This window comes from Laceyella sediminis (assembly GCF_003003125.1).
Classification (GTDB): Bacteria; Bacillota; Bacilli; order Thermoactinomycetales; family Thermoactinomycetaceae; genus Laceyella; species Laceyella tengchongensis.
Map to the genome: position 1 here is coordinate 162373 of NZ_PVTZ01000003.1, position 17163 is coordinate 179535.

The 17163-nt window shown below is 42.0% G+C and carries 12 protein-coding genes; 2 read left to right on the forward strand and 10 right to left on the reverse strand.

Going from position 1 to position 17163, the window contains the following annotated elements:
- Positions 1-158: 158 nt before the first annotated feature.
- Positions 159-623, reverse strand: coding sequence for a VOC family protein (locus tag CLV36_RS05440; protein WP_106341982.1), 465 nt, complete (start codon positions 621-623; stop codon positions 159-161).
- A 113-nt stretch (positions 624-736) separates the two neighbouring features.
- Between CLV36_RS05440 and CLV36_RS05445 the strand changes: the two genes are divergently transcribed.
- A complete protein-coding gene (locus tag CLV36_RS05445; RefSeq protein WP_106341983.1) occupies positions 737-934 on the forward strand; it encodes a hypothetical protein in 198 nt (65 codons plus the stop codon).
- 106 nt (positions 935-1040) lie between these two features.
- Here the strand turns inward: CLV36_RS05445 and CLV36_RS05450 are convergent, their stop codons facing one another.
- The 7 genes from CLV36_RS05450 to CLV36_RS05480 form a co-directional block, all read right to left on the reverse strand.
- The gene (locus tag CLV36_RS05450; RefSeq protein WP_106341984.1) at positions 1041-1886 is read right to left on the reverse strand and encodes a 3'-5' exonuclease; all 846 of its coding nucleotides are present in this window, start codon (positions 1884-1886) and stop codon (positions 1041-1043) included.
- 300 nt (positions 1887-2186) lie between these two features.
- Complete coding sequence (locus tag CLV36_RS05455; RefSeq protein WP_106341985.1) at positions 2187-2615, reverse strand: very short patch repair endonuclease; 429 nt, start codon at positions 2613-2615, stop codon at positions 2187-2189.
- Between the two features lie 51 nt (positions 2616-2666).
- Positions 2667-3992, reverse strand: coding sequence for a DNA cytosine methyltransferase (locus tag CLV36_RS05460; RefSeq protein ID WP_106341986.1), 1326 nt, complete (start codon positions 3990-3992; stop codon positions 2667-2669).
- A 129-nt stretch (positions 3993-4121) separates the two neighbouring features.
- Positions 4122-5972 carry a DUF1998 domain-containing protein gene (gene drmB / locus CLV36_RS05465; RefSeq protein ID WP_106341987.1) on the reverse strand — a complete coding sequence of 617 codons (1851 nt, stop codon included), beginning with the start codon at positions 5970-5972 and terminating at the stop codon, positions 4122-4124.
- A complete protein-coding gene (locus tag CLV36_RS05470) occupies positions 5969-9349 on the reverse strand; it encodes a helicase-related protein (protein WP_106341988.1) in 3381 nt (1126 codons plus the stop codon). The genes drmB and CLV36_RS05470 overlap by 4 nt, the downstream gene beginning before the upstream one ends.
- A complete protein-coding gene (locus tag CLV36_RS05475) occupies positions 9346-11067 on the reverse strand; it encodes a nuclease-related domain-containing DEAD/DEAH box helicase (RefSeq protein WP_106341989.1) in 1722 nt (573 codons plus the stop codon). The genes CLV36_RS05470 and CLV36_RS05475 overlap by 4 nt, the downstream gene beginning before the upstream one ends.
- A complete protein-coding gene (locus CLV36_RS05480) occupies positions 11055-13457 on the reverse strand; it encodes a DrmE family protein (RefSeq protein ID WP_106341990.1) in 2403 nt (800 codons plus the stop codon). The genes CLV36_RS05475 and CLV36_RS05480 overlap by 13 nt, the downstream gene beginning before the upstream one ends.
- 1586 nt (positions 13458-15043) lie before the next feature.
- Between CLV36_RS05480 and CLV36_RS05485 the strand changes: the two genes are divergently transcribed.
- Complete coding sequence (locus tag CLV36_RS05485; protein WP_342748006.1) at positions 15044-15352, forward strand: transposase; 309 nt, start codon at positions 15044-15046, stop codon at positions 15350-15352.
- Here the strand turns inward: CLV36_RS05485 and CLV36_RS18010 are convergent.
- Together CLV36_RS18010 and CLV36_RS05495 are read right to left on the reverse strand one after the other, a co-directional pair.
- Entirely contained in the window at positions 15339-15611 is a 273-nt protein-coding gene (locus CLV36_RS18010; protein ID WP_425436561.1) for a helix-turn-helix domain-containing protein, read from the reverse strand. The genes CLV36_RS05485 and CLV36_RS18010 overlap by 14 nt on opposite strands.
- A 277-nt stretch (positions 15612-15888) precedes the next feature.
- On the reverse strand, positions 15889-17085 hold the full coding sequence (locus CLV36_RS05495; protein ID WP_245888299.1) for a M24 family metallopeptidase: 1197 nt from the start codon (positions 17083-17085) through the stop codon (positions 15889-15891).
- Positions 17086-17163: the final 78 nt, after the last annotated feature.

Here is a 17163-nt window from a genome sequence, read left to right on the forward strand (position 1 = left end):
GAAAATAAGACCCATGATGATTTCTAATTGCTACTTCGTTTTTCAATCTAAAAACAAAAAGAGAGGGAACCAACAGGTCACTCCCCCTCTTCACAGCCATCCATAAGATGGATCAGATATCCATCTTTCTTTGTAACTTAATCAGGCTTACACCTTTTTTATTCTGTTTCCATTTTATTGTACCAATCGGCCAACTCCATCATTTCAAATTCCTCTTCCACATCAAGTCTAAGAGGTGAGATCAATTCCAACAAATTGCCGTCAGGGTCATGAAAATAAATGGCTGCGTGTGCTTGTGGATTATTTGGAAGTACAAGAGGTTGTCGTTCCGGAGAAAAACGAAAAGCTTCTTTAACCTCAATTCCCTTTTCTTGTAGCCATTTTTTAGCCTTGGTGATATCTTCCAGGCTGACATGAAAGGCAATGTGTCGGATAGAGGGATGATAGGGCAGGGTTACTTGATCTGTTTCCCATAAACCAAGCCAGCTCTTGCCTTTTTCAATCCAAACAAATGCAAGCTTTTCACCTTTATATGCTAGTTCCAAGCCAAGTTTTTGATAAAACGCAATAGATTTTTCGATATCACTGACAGGCAAATGCGCTTCATATAACCCTTTTATCATTAAAATACCTCCTGATTTGTATGCTCAGAGATGTGGGCGTGTCTGGTGAATTAGGTTGGTAGGGATTAACCTTTTCTCCAAGAGCGCTGATACACAAGTAAAGAAACAAGAACATGGTTTTGGAGACGCTGGCCTATTCATCAGACACGCTCTTGTATCCAGGAAAAAAGATGACCAGATTGAAACTGGTCACCTTGCATATGGTTAAATCAAATAAATATGATTATCAACGCAAATTGGATCAGTTGGATGTGCTGGAATCACCCGCAGGAAATTTAGCAATCGAATGGGCAACCACTACCCCCGCATAAAGCTGATGAATGATCTTGATTACTATAGAGATCATGATCGGGTGTAATTTGCTGACGAATCCACCAAACGGTTACCCGGCTCAAACAACGAGCCAGGTATAAGATCTTAATTTCTTAAAAATGGCGAAAGTTTCCCATACGAAGTAATAAACAATTTCTCTCGCGCTCTGGTACTCGCAACATACAAGAGAGACCTTTCTTGTTTGATTTTCTCTTCTCTTTCTTCAATATCTTCAATTTTGGTAAAAGCATCAAGGGGAACGACTTTTTCATTGACCCCAGCCAGAAAGACAACGCGAAATTCAAGCCCCTTACTCCGATGCATCGTGCCGCAATGGACTCCTTTATTGCTTAAATGAGATTCTGTGGTAAGAAGCGAGACAGCCATTCCATTCTCCTCCAAAAACTTTTGATACCTCTCAACCATTTTTTTCGTTCTCGCAAAAAGGCCGATCTCATGAGGCAAAATTCCTTCTCTCAATAATTCCTTCATCTGTTTCAGAATAAACTGCCTCTCAAGGTTTACGTTTGCAAAGTTTACGCATACGGGTTCCGTTCCTGACATAAGCGAGATATCATCTGCAAAATTTTGCCCTCCATCTAAGTCATCAAATGGAATATCTCCGATAACTTGTATCGCCTGTTTTCGAATTTGTTCGGTGGTGCGATAGTTAATGCGTAAGCGTCTGGATCTTTGTCCCCTGACATCGATTCCGCAACGTGAAAGAACCGCAAACCGGGAGTAAATCCGTTGGTGGGGATCACCCACAATAAACAGGTCATTTCTGTTTTTTGGGACCAAGGCCCTCAACAATTTAAACGACTCTTCAGTAAAGTCCTGAGCTTCATCAACAATAGCCGCACGGTAATTCAATCGGCCTGGGTTCGCTTCCAACCATTTTCGGGCCATGCGAATGATATCAGGATATTCATACCAGCCTCTTTCCTCCATCTCATTGCGGAGAAAAAATCTTACTTCATCATCATCAAAGTGTTTGATTTGCCACTAAAATGATCTGAATATTCGGCACCACCCCCCTTCTTCTATAAACCGGATCGGACATGACGGCTCCTAAAGAAGCGAAAGTCTTATATAGAAAAATGGTGGCGTATCAGATAAAATAACCAAATATCCAAGAGGAGTAAATGGCAAAAACGCCGATCTTCTAAAACAACCGGCCTCCCGTACACTAAGGGACAGCCGGTTGTTTTGGCATTATCGTTTGTTTTTTGTTATTTTGTCGTCGACTTATTATATGTTTAGAAACTCAACTCTTTTTGTATTTTGAACACATTCAACAAGTTCATCAATAACCCCATCAAAATCTTCTTTTAATCTGTGCTCCCAGATCCGAAACACATACCAACCGCGTTCCCGGTAGTATTCAGTCACCTCTTGGTCTCTTTCTTTATTTCTTGATAATTTGTTGATCCAAAAATCCCGGTTTCTTTTTGGTATGGTTGTGTGGTCAGAACAAAAATGCCAAAAACATGAATCAACGAAAATCACTATCTTATATTTCTTGATTGCTATATCGGGCTTTCCGTATAAATCCCCCACATTTCTGCGAAATCGAACACCGCGTTGCCATAAAGCTTTGGCAACACATTCTTCCAATTTCGTATTCTTTCCACGAATAGCTCTCATGTTTTTGGAACGAGTCGGGTCCGGTTTATCCATAACCGTCTTCCTCCAAAAATATAAAAATTTCATTATAATAAAAACTGTATTTCATTTTTCCAACATTTCTTTGATTGAACGAGAGACAATTTCAGACATTAAGGGTGGTACAGCATTTCCCACTTGAACAAATTGAGCGGTTCGAGGCCCCTCAAATTTGTAATTGTCGGGGAATGTTTGTATTCTGGCTGCTTCTCTGACGGTCAGGCTACGGCACTGTTTGAAATCTGGATGAATATTGTAATGCCCGTCTTTCGCTATATGAGCAACAACGGTATGAGGCAACCCGTCCACACGATGAACTCTGAATCTGTCAGTGAACGAACCGCGATTTTTATGAGTTTTCAATCTCTCCGGCAATTCATCATAATGAAGCTGTAGCCCTTGTGATGCCTTTTCAAGGGCAATGAGGTAAATCTCCCTGTCGAGATCTCTGAGCTGACGAGCTTTGTGATTCAAAACACCGATACTGTTCTCTCTCATTTTTCTTTGAAAATCAGAAATACGGCCATCAATTTCTGGATATTCACAGAAAAAATGATCATTTCCCTCTCCGGGATTCAACATTGGCAAATCATACAAAACATTTCTCGTCGTGAGAGGGTCCTTCCAAACAATTTTATGGTTTTCAAAATTCGGGTATGTGTAATCAAACCGACTTTGAAATCCAAAAAGAAGCACTCTTTTTCTGGTTTGCGGAATTCCGTAATCACTAAAATCCAACACATTCTTCAATTCATCCTTGTTCTCTCCCGATAACAGCTTGTAACCGATCCGTTCAAACTCTTCTTTTATTGTTTCAAACACCTTTCCTTTTTTTGCACTAAGGATCCCGGGTACGTTCTCGAAGATAAACACCCGTGGTTTATAATAATTAACCAGATTTAAATAATAATAGAACAAATAATTGCGTGGATCTTTTTCAGCAAATTCCCTCATCCTCCCTCTTCCGACCAGTGAGTACGCCTGACAAGGAGGGCCACCGATAATCAAATCGACGCTGGTCATTTTCTGTTTTTTAAGAGACTGGTCAATTTCATGAATAATTTGGGTCGTTGAAGTAGCCTCTTTATCATTGCTGGGGTTTCCAAACTTTCTGTTTAAAACCACCAGTTCCAATAAATTTCTTAAATCAGGATATTTCTTAAAAACGGCCTCTCTGTGAATATCGATGTTTTTGTACTCACCGGACGAACGAAGATAAGCAAAATAAGTATCCAAATCTTTTTGTTTCACTAAAAAATGATACACTATCCTCGTTTTCAGTGTCTCACATGCCCACTTGTCTTTTTCGACCTTTGCCGCAAACCGGAATCCCAACCTGTGAAAGCCTTCACTCAATCCACCTGCACCGGAAAACAAATCAATGACGACCAATTGCCATCCCTTCTTTTCAGCTGTAATATCTCAATTATACCATCGAGGGTTATTTGCGAACACAAGTTCTCATAGAATAAAGAAAGTCGGGGCAAAGTTACCCGACTGTTAATTATAAATAATGTACCATTATTGTATACACACCAATGATGAAAAGAAACCGACACTTTCATCGTCATCCGTTCCCACAATCAATGCACGATCAAGAATTCGGTTTCCGAACTCACACGACGTTTCCGGCAACAAGGCACAATTGTGGCATGCAGCTAAATTGCAGGAGTCAGGACCCTGACCATTGCTTTGTATACAGATAGGATCAGCAGAACACCATCTTGCATTCTGGATGGCAGAAAAAACAATGTTCTCTAAACGACCTTGAAGACCTTGCCTGACCAAACCACCCATCGACCCTTCCGAATCGTTGGATGCCGTATAAATCAGGATTCCGCTCATGGTATCGTCCGAACCGTCTTGACTGCAGTAAATCCTCTCTCTGAGTGAAGAACTGCCGTAGCCACATTCATAACTGAGTTGATTGATTAGGAGATGAGCAAAAGTATGCAACAAAACAAACTTAGGATTTAATTCAAAATCACCCCCATGGTAACGTTTTTTCTTTTTGAGATTTGACTCCAGTTTTTTTATTCTTTTTTTGACGGAATCATTAGAAACCCATTTTTCCAATTGCTCTTTGTCAAAATCAATGAAAATGCCTTCTCCTCTTACTTGAATGGCAGGCAACCAATCGACTGGTTTCTTGGTAAGCTCATACTTTCGGCTGACCACATTGTTGTTATCGGGAGGTTCCAATCTTGTAAAACCTAATAAGACCCTTGTTTCTTTTAGTTTATGAACAAGTGACACTTGCTTGAAATATCGAGAAACCTCAGGATCAAACTCTTTTGCGTCTATTTTCTTTACATACAAATCTTGATCATCTGCTCCGGTTTCAGTCAATATCGCCTGATACTCCGGCATCCGAATCTCAACATCCAAGTTTTTGCTTGGACCATTCTTTTCAACTGCTTTTCTGTCCTTTACCTCATCCAATCTCTTAAAAATCAAATTCAGCAGTGTATCTTCGTTAACATTGTACTGTTCGGAAAAGACCTGGACCAAAATCTTTAATGCCTCTTTGGATGATCCTTCAATTGTAGGTCTGTATCTTTTCCAAACATCTTCAAACGCTTCAACCGTTTTTGTGTCAACTTCTCCATAATCGGGAAGAAAAATTGCGCTTTTTACAATTGGAAAATAAACGTTGGATGCCCCGCGTTGAACAACCGTCAAACTTTCTCCGCATCCTTTTGCCTTGTCTTCCACTTCTCCTAACCACGGTCTGTTTCCACTGCACTTTTTTAGGTTGTCAAGCGAACCTTCCGAAAAGGCTCCGGCCATGGTATTTTTGAGTCCACAAATGCATGAAATCTCTATTCCTGCAAGACTACTGCTTTTGCCGGCGATCAATCGCAATTGACTGCGACCTTTTTTACACTTTTCTCCCCTGTGAACCCATTCTTCAAAGGGAAAATCTTCAATATGCCCATTCCTGCATAACGTAATGAAACGTACCGGTATCAAACGCGGACGTTTTTTCAACTGATCACATGAAAGTCCTTTACTGAACTCATAACCAATACAGAAACTCTGCTCATATCCAACCAGAGAACGCTTTGTCATCCAGCCGCACCTGGGACAATATTCCCACAGGGGAAAGTTGACGAAAGGAATGGAGAGATTTGAATTTTGAACATCTCTCTTCCGTTCCCGATAGTCGGGAGGCAGCCGAAAATGACTGACTCCCAATTGTTTTTCCAGTCTTTCTTCCCTGATTTTGAATTCTTCAAGATCTTCGGCATATTGATAAGTTCTTTCCCATGCATCTAAACCACAAACCATCAGGGACACATCATTGGGAAAGTTTACGATTTGACCAATTCCCCATGGAGAAATCAATTGACTTTGCCTGATTTTATTCAATTTGCTTCGTCTCCTTCCGGGTAATTGTAAATCACTTCAACCTTGCATTCAACATCCACATTTCTCATGGATGTGGGAGTGGGCCAAGCTCTTTTCAACTTATTATCAGGCTTCATTCCATAAGGATACATGAGAGGCTGATTACGAGTGTAACCCATTGGATTACCATACTCCAACGGTTTAAGCCCTTCCCATTCGGCAAATCTCTTTCCCAACATTTTTAATGTATCTTCCAGTTCGGCGGGATCAATTTGTTCCACTCTTTCATGAATTGTATTTAAAACAAACTCTTTTGTTTTTTCATCCGGGGGAGGATAGGGCCACTTTAAGTTCTCTTCTGAGCCAAGAAAGCGCACAATACCTGCAATCACCGCATGAAGTGCACGTTCTCTGACCGGCGTAGCAAACGGTGTAACACTTGTCGGTTCAACATGAGAATAAATCTTGCTGTGGTAAGAGTAAAATTGCTCATACTGGGAACGGTCCCTAGGTTTTTGAGTATTGTAGATCACGACCACCAGTCCGGGTGCGTCTTGACTCCTTCCAACCCGGCTTGTGGCTTGAATATATTCCGAAGTCGTCTTTGGTTGTCCGATTACTGTCATTAAACCCAGCCGTGGAATATCCATTCCGACCGAAATCATATTGGTTGCCAGACAAATATCAACAGGTTTGTGCTCTTTATTTCCTGGATAACTGCATTCAAGTTCCTGTAAATATTGCGGGATCTCACTTGATTTTACCCTCGAAGTCAGCTCAATGGTTTTGAGAATGATCCTTTTCTTGTTGTTGTCGCCCAAAACATTTTTACGGAACCACATGGAACGGATATATTCATTGATATCCGCAGAAACAAGGGTTGCGGCGTGTCCAAGCTCTCTCAGACTGTTAAAGTAGTTTACAATAGTCCAATACGGATCTCTTTGTTTATCATCTGCTTCGATCATCTTCACGGCTTGGCTCAGAGCAGAAATTACACGCACTTGGGCAGTAGCATGTGACGGTAGTCCGGAAGCATGTACCCCCACGTAGATCCGTCCAGAAACCTTGGCATTATCGTGCTCCACATATGCAAAAAATGATTCTCCCGCTTCCAAACACTGTGGAGGGAACAAAAAGACATTATCCTGATCGCAGTTGTACAACGCATGAACCTGCTCTTTGGCCCTGCTGATGGTGGCAGTGGATGCGATGATTTTCGGACCGCTTCCCATTTCGTTTTTTTTGCACAGAGCCTCCACCAAAGTTTCGTAATGCCCCGCCATTGAACCCAACGGTCCGGAAATGAGATGAAGCTCATCTTGAATGATCAAGTCCGGAGGTGAAACATTTTTCCCGTTATCCCTGAATCCAAAAAATGCTCTTGCTGCCGGTTTCCAAGGCAACATGGCAAATTTGTCGACCGTTGCGATGACCAAGGAAGGAGGCTCCATGTACATATCTTCATCGACCACCAGAACGGGCAATGCCTTCTCGGAAAAATGACAATTTTTATCACCGCACTGAAAATCAACAGTTTCTCTTGTTTTTCTATAACCAACAATCTTGATCTCCAATTTTTTTGATTTCCTTTTCCTTGGCACCGGCCCCATTTGTGCTCCGCACCACGGACATTTGAGCAATACAAACTTATTTTCTTGTGTACTGTTCCTCTCTAAAGCCGAATACGCCGATTTTGCTTCCTGACGAGTATTTGGAGAAATACCCTCTTTACCCCCTCCGGCCCAAAGTCCGATGGTTATTCGATCATTGCCCAACACATCAGACTTTTCTTCTCTGATACGCTCACAAGCCGTGATCAAGGCAGCGGCTCTTTGGAATTGTTGAGCGGTCAACAGTCTCAAAGTATATCTCATCAATACGGAAGTTCCCGAATCCTCAGGTTTTTTCAGTCGTCTGATAAAGATGGAAAAAGCAGTAAGTCCCAAGTATGCCTCTGTTTTTCCCCCGCCTGTCGGGAACCAGATGATATCGACCATCTTTCTTTCTTTGCAATTCGGATCCGTTATCGACTTCAAGTTCATCAGGATAAACGCAATCTGAAACGGACGCCAGTTTCCAAGATGTTTCTTCGGCCAAGTATTTCTGTTCAACACCTCAATTTCTTTGAACGGTTCTATCTCATTTTCATTCCAATTTCTGAGCGGAAGGGCATACCGGAGTTGTTGTATAAGCATTGCCTTGTTCATAAGTTGAAAAGCTTGCAATACTTTTTCATCGGATTTGAGAAGCTGAAGTCCTTCCCTCATTCTGTTCAAACAACGGTAACAGTTTTCAATTTGCTTTTGTGCAATATCCTGAAAGTCCGTTTCAAGAAGCGGGATTTGCTTTTCCTGCTCCTTGATCCATATTTCATATTTAGTACACAAAAGTTTCAAATTGCTGATACCCTTTTCAAATTCACCCAAGTCTGCCAGATCCAACATGCTCAACTCAACATCTTCCAATCTGACGGGAAGAATAGGTTTCATTTCAAAGGAAGGCAGGATGCTTGTTTCAACTCTTTTGGCTCTCCCTTTTCCACCTTCCACCCAGTGGGCGGCACACCCGTGCCCGATTGCATAACTCTTATGGTTTCTGTATAACAGTTTGTTCACTTTGTCATCTTCGTGTGCAATGTACCGGTTTTCGGGATAAGGCAGAATACATGCTTCTCCGTTTTTGGATTCTATTTTCATATTAACTTGGAAAAAACATTTTTCACTGTCCCGACTGGATGCATCTCCCTTCATTTCATTTACCAAGGAAAAAGTAATCAAATGGCGGCCGTTGATGACGGAACGATTGGTCACATAAACAGCCAAACCGATCTCTTCTTCTCCGTAAACAACCGGAAATCTTCTGCTCTCTCTTGCTCGAAGGGGCAGCTCTTCCGTAGCGATCGGGATGAATGAGTCAATACTTTCCCGAAGATAAGCATTCTTTTTCACTTTTTCATTGCCGTTTTGATCCCTCCAAGAGAAACTATCGATCTTATATCTTCCAGCGTATACATGTACAACCACACCGTCTGCAGGGGATTCCATGAAACAGCTCAACCCGATCGCGGACGGAAAAAAAGCATTGGAGAGATTGACAACATCCTCATAAGGCTCTTCCTCGTCTTCATAATCGTTTCCGAACCTGATGTTTGTCCTGTCAACAGCCTCTTCCGTATATTCCTCTTCATCTTTCTCCTCGTTCAACGAAGCCAATTCTTTTTCAGACAACTTTTCGGAATCGTCCATGACAAATCCCTGCGGGAAGAGGATTGCGGCACCATATCTTTGCCTGGGCGGCTCCAATAATACCTCCTCCCCATTGTCCTGTACAAAAGGTGGGATCGGATCGGGGCCAATCAATTCCCTCCTGAGAAAATCAATCATCTTAAGTCTCATCGCAGAACCCTCCTCAGAAAAATCTCACTCCAAGTTTCCTTCAAGTCTGATTTAATGAACAAATACAAACCGAGTTTTGCCCTGGTCATCCCCACATATAACAATTCTCTGATCCTGGCCGACTCAAGATCATCGAGATCAACGATAAAGATATACTTGTTTTCCAGCCCTTTATAGGAATGTATGGTACAGAATCCGACACTACCGTCAGGCTTGGGAAGGCGGATCGTCAAATCGTGTATTTTCAAACTTGGCCCGGAAACCTTTGATATAGCGGAATTCCCCCATCTTCCTGGAGACAGAATGGTCAAAGAATCCGGGCTTATTCCTTCATCTCTCAATTTTTTCCATGCATTCATAACCTTGTAGCACATATCATTTTCATCATCGAAGAAGTAATAGTCCACCGGAAGACCTTCAACTTCACTTACTTTGTAAGCATCCTTGTCAGCCTGAGATAAAATCAGGGCATGCTCTGCAATATATCTTGTATTTCTGCAATTTTTAGTTAATCTGAAAGAGGCAAATTGAGCCCTGTTCTGAAGAAGATGCAACATTTCATCACGGCTCTGATCACTGTAGATGGACTGATATTTCAAATCACAGAATATCTGCCACTCTCCCTCTTTCAATCCACCTTTGATCAACAAATCCAAAACATCTAGATAATTTTCACGGATCAAGTCTTGCCCTTCATCCAAAATCAACTTGTCGTACGGTTCTAAACCGTATTCAACAATATTTTCAAATGCTTTTTCCGGTAGAATTCGGTTAAAAAAGTCAGGATGTTTTTCATCCAAATGATCTCGTTTGCATATCGTTCTCAGATATCCGTGAAAAGTAGATACCGTTACCATGCACTGATCCGTAAAGCTTTGTTTGAGCTTATCCGCAAGTAAGCTGTTGTAACATAAGAACAAAACTCTTTGATTTTTTAATTCACTCCTTCTCGCAGATTCAACAGCCAACATGGTTTTTCCGGTTCCTGCTCCGCCTTCAAACAACACCTGCTTGTTAAATTGCATTCCATCCAAACAAGCATACTGTTCTTCAGTGAGACGAATGATTTCGTTTTCGGCCATTTGTTCCCTGTGCCACATTGGAACGATGATATCAAAATCCTTTCTTAAAAAGGATACCAACTTCTCGATATCCTTTTTTTTTGGCAATATTCTCGATATGCCTTTCTCCTCCAACAGCTTTTTTGTATTCTCATACAACCGTTTGATATATTCGGTAACCGGCTTGTTCTTGCTGCGTAAATCATAAACCTGCCACTGCTCCATGTCTGGGCCGCTTTCTTTGAACTCTATATCTGTGAACATCACACCGCATCCAAAAAGCAAATTTCCCAGACGATCGTACTTGCCGAATCGGCTTTCCACTGATTTCATCAAACTGAACATTCCGTCCCTCGCCTGTTCAAAAGGACCCACCTTTTTTTTGAACGATTTTCCGTGTCGGTTCGTGAAGATCCACAACCCGTTCTCTCTTTTGACGCCCCCAGACTTCACTTCCAGACAAAATATCCCCAAATTCGGAACCAAGACCACAAAATCAATTTCTCCATACAATCGTTTTACGTGACGTGAAATCCCCAAAGAATGCAAAACTACCCAGTCATCTGATTTGGGGGCATTTTTAAAAAGTTCAAATACCTCTTTTTCGCCTTGGCTTCTTAAATTTTTGTCATAAACATCGGGAATCATCCGTGCCATGTTTCCACCCCATCTTTGATTTCCAAAATTTTGTTGACGCAAGACTTTCTAACATTCTTCAATAATTTGGAAACCCGTTTGACGACAAGATATTGATACATACCCGTTGTTGTACCTGATTCGAGTGCAACAGCTGACTCACCGTAACATTTCTTGATTTCAGTCAACACTTGATTTGCCAATATGTATGAAGCTTGGATGTGAGCAGATTTCAGTTTGACAATTGCTTCCTTCACTTCTTTAATCTTGGATAGAAGAGGCGGATACTTGGTTGCTTGGGCAATAATATCTATATCGTCCAGTTGAGCCGGTCCGATCATTTCCTTTTTCAGCCAATTGCTTACGGTAACTTTAGTTCGTTTCAAACCGTGTTGCTTCAAAAGCTTGAACAGTTCGTCAAGATTTCTGTTCTTTTCTTCAAACTTTATTCTTAGGGCGGTTTGCCAGAGAATTGCCATTCCTCTGAGATCAAGATTGTTGTTTTTTTTGAAATAATCGTCAACAATCTCCTTGATTTTGTCAGGACATGACTTGACAAAGATGATCTTGTCCCCTTTCTTCAGTACAGAAGCCTCAATCTCTTTAAAGAAATAATCCTCAAGATCATCACCTTCGTCTATCACCTTGTATAATGGATAAGTTTGAGTGAAAAATGCCCGATATCCGTCTTCAAACTCAATAAGAAATGCATTTTCGGCAAGATTTTTGTCACTTGTTAAGTATTTTTTAAAGTACCTGCCCTGAAAGTATCTGAACTCAATTTTTTCCGGTTCGAGCTGCAATGTCCCTTTCAATTCTTCTGTTGTCGGAATTTTTTCTGTCAATTGCTCAATTTTTTTCCAAACAATGCGCCCTGAAAAAACTGAAAAATTTCTTTGGATTATTTGATAAAAAGTCCAAAAATAAGTTTTCATCTCATGATCCCACAAAAGGATAGTCAGATCCTTGCAGGAATACAAAGCTATTAATCGATGCATATCTTCTAATCCCAAATACCCTGACACAAACAATCTGTCATAATACCGGTCTCCCGACATCAATAATTTTGGGGTGACTATCTCAACTTTTTTCAATCCCTTGGCTTGAAAAAACTCCTTCCAATACTCTTCGCATTTCAAAAATTCTTGATTATTTTTTACCACTATTCCAATTTTATCGGTCCGATATGTCAATAGTAAATTCTTTAAATATCTGATCTTTTCATTTTCTTGCCTATGCCTGTATTCCTCGTTTTCCAACAACTCCAAAGCCAATGTCAATTCATTCAGTGACTTGTCCAAACTAAGAATTCTTCTAATTTCGGACAAACGCTCACTGAAATAAACTGTCGGAGTAATAGACAATGCCATGAAATAAAGATACATGGCCGCCTCTGAACGTAGGTCATTAACTTTTTCACCCAAATGTATTGCATCACGATGAAGAGTTTCAAATGCCCTTGATAAATTTTCGTTTTCAAAAACAACGGGTTCAATCTGAATCTCACGGGAGATTTCGAACATTCGATTTATGTATTCAAATTTCCCGGATTCAGGCAACCTCAATTCATCGATCCACCTTTTATCCATTACAATCTTAAACCCCAAATCTCGAAAAAAATTAACATTTTTACTCTCGCTATGTTCAACCAAAACCGTTACCGGAATACCTTTTTCAAATACCAAGTCTTCAAACTGTGATCGATCGTCTAACAAATGTCTGGATCCATCAATGATCAGGTGATTGGGTAAGGGATTATCAGAGTTTAAATAGCTGTAAAATCGATGAATATCACTTGAAACAACGAGATTGTTCAACATTTGCTTTGAACAAACGTCAATGTCAACTATATTTCCATCTCTATCAAGTCTTGCACAGGATGCAAGGTCAAGATGTTTCAACTTTCCCCATGCTTCTTTAAATGATTTCATACTTCCAATGAGTGCTGTATGAATAGGAATATTTTCGTCCAAAATCAGTTTTTCATTGGATTCTGGATCATTGATCAACGTTGTAGCAATGGTCAAAGAAGCTTCATTTTTTACAGGATACAGTCTGAAAATCTTATTTAAAGGAATGATATGATTTACCCTTCTCTTTTTGGGATGTCTTACAGAAAGTTTAATTCGTCCGGCCGAATGGTTAATTGATACAAACTCGCATACAACATTGTTAACCAACAACTTCTGCCCCTTTTTGAATGATAAGCTATCGATATCCAGACCTTTACCATGTTTATATCGTTCCCACGCTGCATCCCAAATGCCCAACCAAACTGCAATATCATATTTTCTTGGGAGTACAATGACCTTTCTGGAGGATTCAGGGGTTGCTTTATATTTCAGTAAAACCTCAAACAGTGGATGAATCAGAGAGGTGTCGCCTTTTTTAACCAGCTTCCTCAAATCCATGATCCCACCAACTTCTCCGAAATTTTTATCTAATTGTCAAACAGTATACATATATAAATTCGATTAATAATTAATTTTTTGTGTAAGATCTTGCAAATAGAGAGGACTAGGTTAATTCTTCTCCTAAGCTGCTAAACTCATTAATAAAGGAGCCTGTCCCATGTCTAAGCGCGTTTACCGCACCACGAAAAAGTTAGGCTTGTTAGCCTCACTCAGGGCGCGATGGCTAGAGCTACCTATTACCATGATCTATGCCTATAACAAATAAAATTGGGCTATTCATTGTCATGGTTCTTCCGAACCGATGAGCTTCTTTCTGTTGTCAACCGAGCACTAAAAACCATTTTCCTCAAGGAGTTAAAGGCTGTGTCGATCCGCATTGACAATGGTTGACCAAATAACCAGCCACCGTTATGTCAAAGCACTTCAAGACACCGGAATTAAGCAGGAGCGAACGGGTTACAACAACATGCTAATGATTCCAGACACTAAAAGAAGAAATGGTTTAGTTTCAGAATACTCCTCCTTTTTGGAAGCAAAAAAATGACATCGACTAACTACACTTCTACAATGCAAAGCGACCGCATTCTTAATGGGGATACCCGTCTCCAAAAGAGTTCCACCAACTTTCTACTTCAAATGCGGCTTAAATGTCTGGAATTTTGAAATTCATTATGAAAAGATACCTTCCTGAATCAGCATAGCATCTTTTTCAATACTATTCAATTTTTTATTAAGACTTATTATATAAATGAAGTTCTTAATACAGCACGGAATACATTGATTTCTCTCGGACATTCACAGTTATTGTTGAAAAGCTTCTTTTAAATTTATTTTGATCTACTTAGAACTTATTTCAAAATGAATAAGTAAAGAATAATTCATAGAGGTTGTTGCTTAATTAGCGAGAGGAGCTAGAATCTTAGTGTTTCCATGGCGCTTTCCTTGTATTTAAACCAAGTTACTTATTAACTAAGCAATCAAATAAATATACCAAAATCACCAATGACAAGTGCCTGCGTTTTGGTAACAGTTTCTTTCCTAAGCCACAAATCACAAAAAGCCTATTTTGCCTACAGCAAACCCCTAAAATTACCAAGAGGATCGTATTTGGCGAGCTCTTTTTTCACAGCTAGACGCACAATCAAAAATAGAGCGGGCTCAGGCCTTCCTCGACGGTAGCTTCGTACCGTATAAAAAAGAGGGTCTCATGTAGGGAAAACCAAGTGGGGGAATGGATCCAAAGTCATGGTTGTAGCAGACGAGAACGGTCTGCCTATTGGTGTCCGTATGACAAGTGCTCAACCCCACGAAAGAAAACTTGCCCAATGCTGGGATTGTTCTCTATATGATTAATACTTTCAACACACAACTCCCATCCCATTGTTTATATTCTTCCTTTTCTACTAAACTTTTTTATCTATTCCATTCTGAGCATATCCAAACCTTCTATTCAGTTTCTGATGTCGACTGGGTCGTCCTCGTCAACAGCACAATTGTTCGAGCTCATCAGCACGCCACAGGCGCGCCGAAAAAAGGGGGATCCTCACTTCTAAACTGAGGCACTGGGGCGGAGCTTTGGAGGACTGACGACCAAAATTCATCTTGCTTGTGATGGAAAAGGTTGCCCGCTCGCTTTTACCATCACCCCAGGTCAACAGCATGACTGTACCCAATTACAAGCATTGCTGGACTCCATTTGTGTTCCCCGTTTTGGAAAAGAAAGACATCGCAAGAGGCCGGATCATTTGATTGCAGATCGCGGCTACAGCTATCCGTTTTGTCGTCGCCTACTCCTCAAACGTGGCATTCCCCACACGATTCCAGAGCGTAAAAATCAGGCTGAGCGCCGGTCCAAAAAGCCAAGTCGTCCTCTCTCCTTCATCCTTCAGTAAAGAACGATACGCACGTCAAAACATAATTGAGCATTGCATTAACCGTCAGAAGCAATGGCGTGGCTTTGACCAACCACTCCATATGCTTTTCCCCTTTTTTGCAAATACACCACATCACGTTGCTGATGTGGTTGCGGACAGTTTTCTCACTAATGAAGAGTTGTTGGGCGATTTCTTTGGTGGTCCTGTCTTGGACTAACAGCTCGAATACTTCCCTCTCCCGATTAGTCAATAAGGGTTTGCCTTTTTGGTTACTCAAATGTTGACACCCTTCCTTGCTCAAGCACTGGAATACAAGGGTCAGGGACCAGTCAAGTTATACTATGAGCAGGGAGGCTGCGTGGTGAGCGGTGGCGGAGAATTTAGGCAGGTTTGCTTGGTATTTCTTTCCTCTGCTCCACTTTTCTCCTCATCTTATGTCGCCGGTGCGGCGTTGGTTCCTGGCCTCTCTTGTCTTTGTTTGGCGTCACTGCGTAAGAGAGTACCAACAAGCAAGCCCAGCCATCCAGCGGGCTGGGCTGTGCTTGCGTTAAGAGCTACTCAGGAATCCGGACGATGTCTTCCGGAGTGGTGGTGATGGCTTTTAATCCCTGCTCAGTCACAACATAGGTGTTTTCAATACCGATGACGCCCCGGCCCGGGAAGGTGAATTTGGGCTCAATGGCGATGACCATGTTTTTCTCCAAGGGTTGCGCAAATCCACGTGCCAAGACCGGCAATTCGTCAAACTCCAATCCGACGCCGTGGCCGAGGAATTTGGCTTGGTCGTTTCCAAAGCCCATGAAGTGTTGTTGCAGGCCGGCGGCTTCGGCCATCTCCAAAGCCTTGAGGTATAAGTCCTGCCAGGGGACGCCCGGTTTTCCCATGCGCTCCGCTTCTCTGATGATGGACACAGCCACTTCATAGGCACGGGTCAACTCCTCGTCCAATTCGCCGATGACGGCCATGCGCGTCTGGTCAATGATGTATCCTTCTACCACCGTGCTGATGTCGAAGAGGATGGGCTCCCCCACTGAGAATGTTTTACGGCTCGCTCCTTGTGGGCTAGCGACGGACATACCTAAGCCCCCTGCTGGGCCGTCAAAGTAAGTTGGGGTAGCAGCAGCCTCTCCCGATGCGACCATGCCCAAGCAAAGTTCCTGGTTGTAGCCGCGCATGCGATAAATGCCAATGTTTCCTTTCAATCTGAGCGCGTGTTCGATTTGCGCGGACAGTTCGACCTCGCTCATCCCCACGCGGATCTGTTGCGGCAGCATGGCTACCATCTCCTGCACATGTGTAGCGGCGATCCGTAGCTGGTTGAGTTCGTATTCCGACTTCACTGCCCGGACCAGTCGAAGCATAAAGGCGACATCCACGGCTTCGGCATCCGGGAAAAAGCCGAGGTACCGTACCGCCAAACCATAAGGCAACACATCCATTTCGATCCCGATCCGCTTCACGTTCCCGAAAGTTGAACGCAACCGCTCGCCAAGCTGTTTCATCCGGCCCATTTCCTCCACGGGAACGGACGCCTCAAATTCGGCCCGAGCGACGCTTTTCTTCACATAAAAACGGGGCTCCCCCGACTGCGGCACATATAGCAGGCCGTTTTGCATCGACCCGGTCAAATAATACAAGTCCACATTCTGTGTAATCATGGCCCCATCGATCTGATTCTCCTGTAGTTTCGCCTGAAAACGAGCAATCCGCTCTCTTACTTCCATTGTTGGCACTTTTGGCAATGGGTGCATTGAAATCCTTCCTTTCTATATGACAAGCCTCTATATACTTCCATTCTCTCTCTCACTTGCTTTACCCTTTCCATTTAG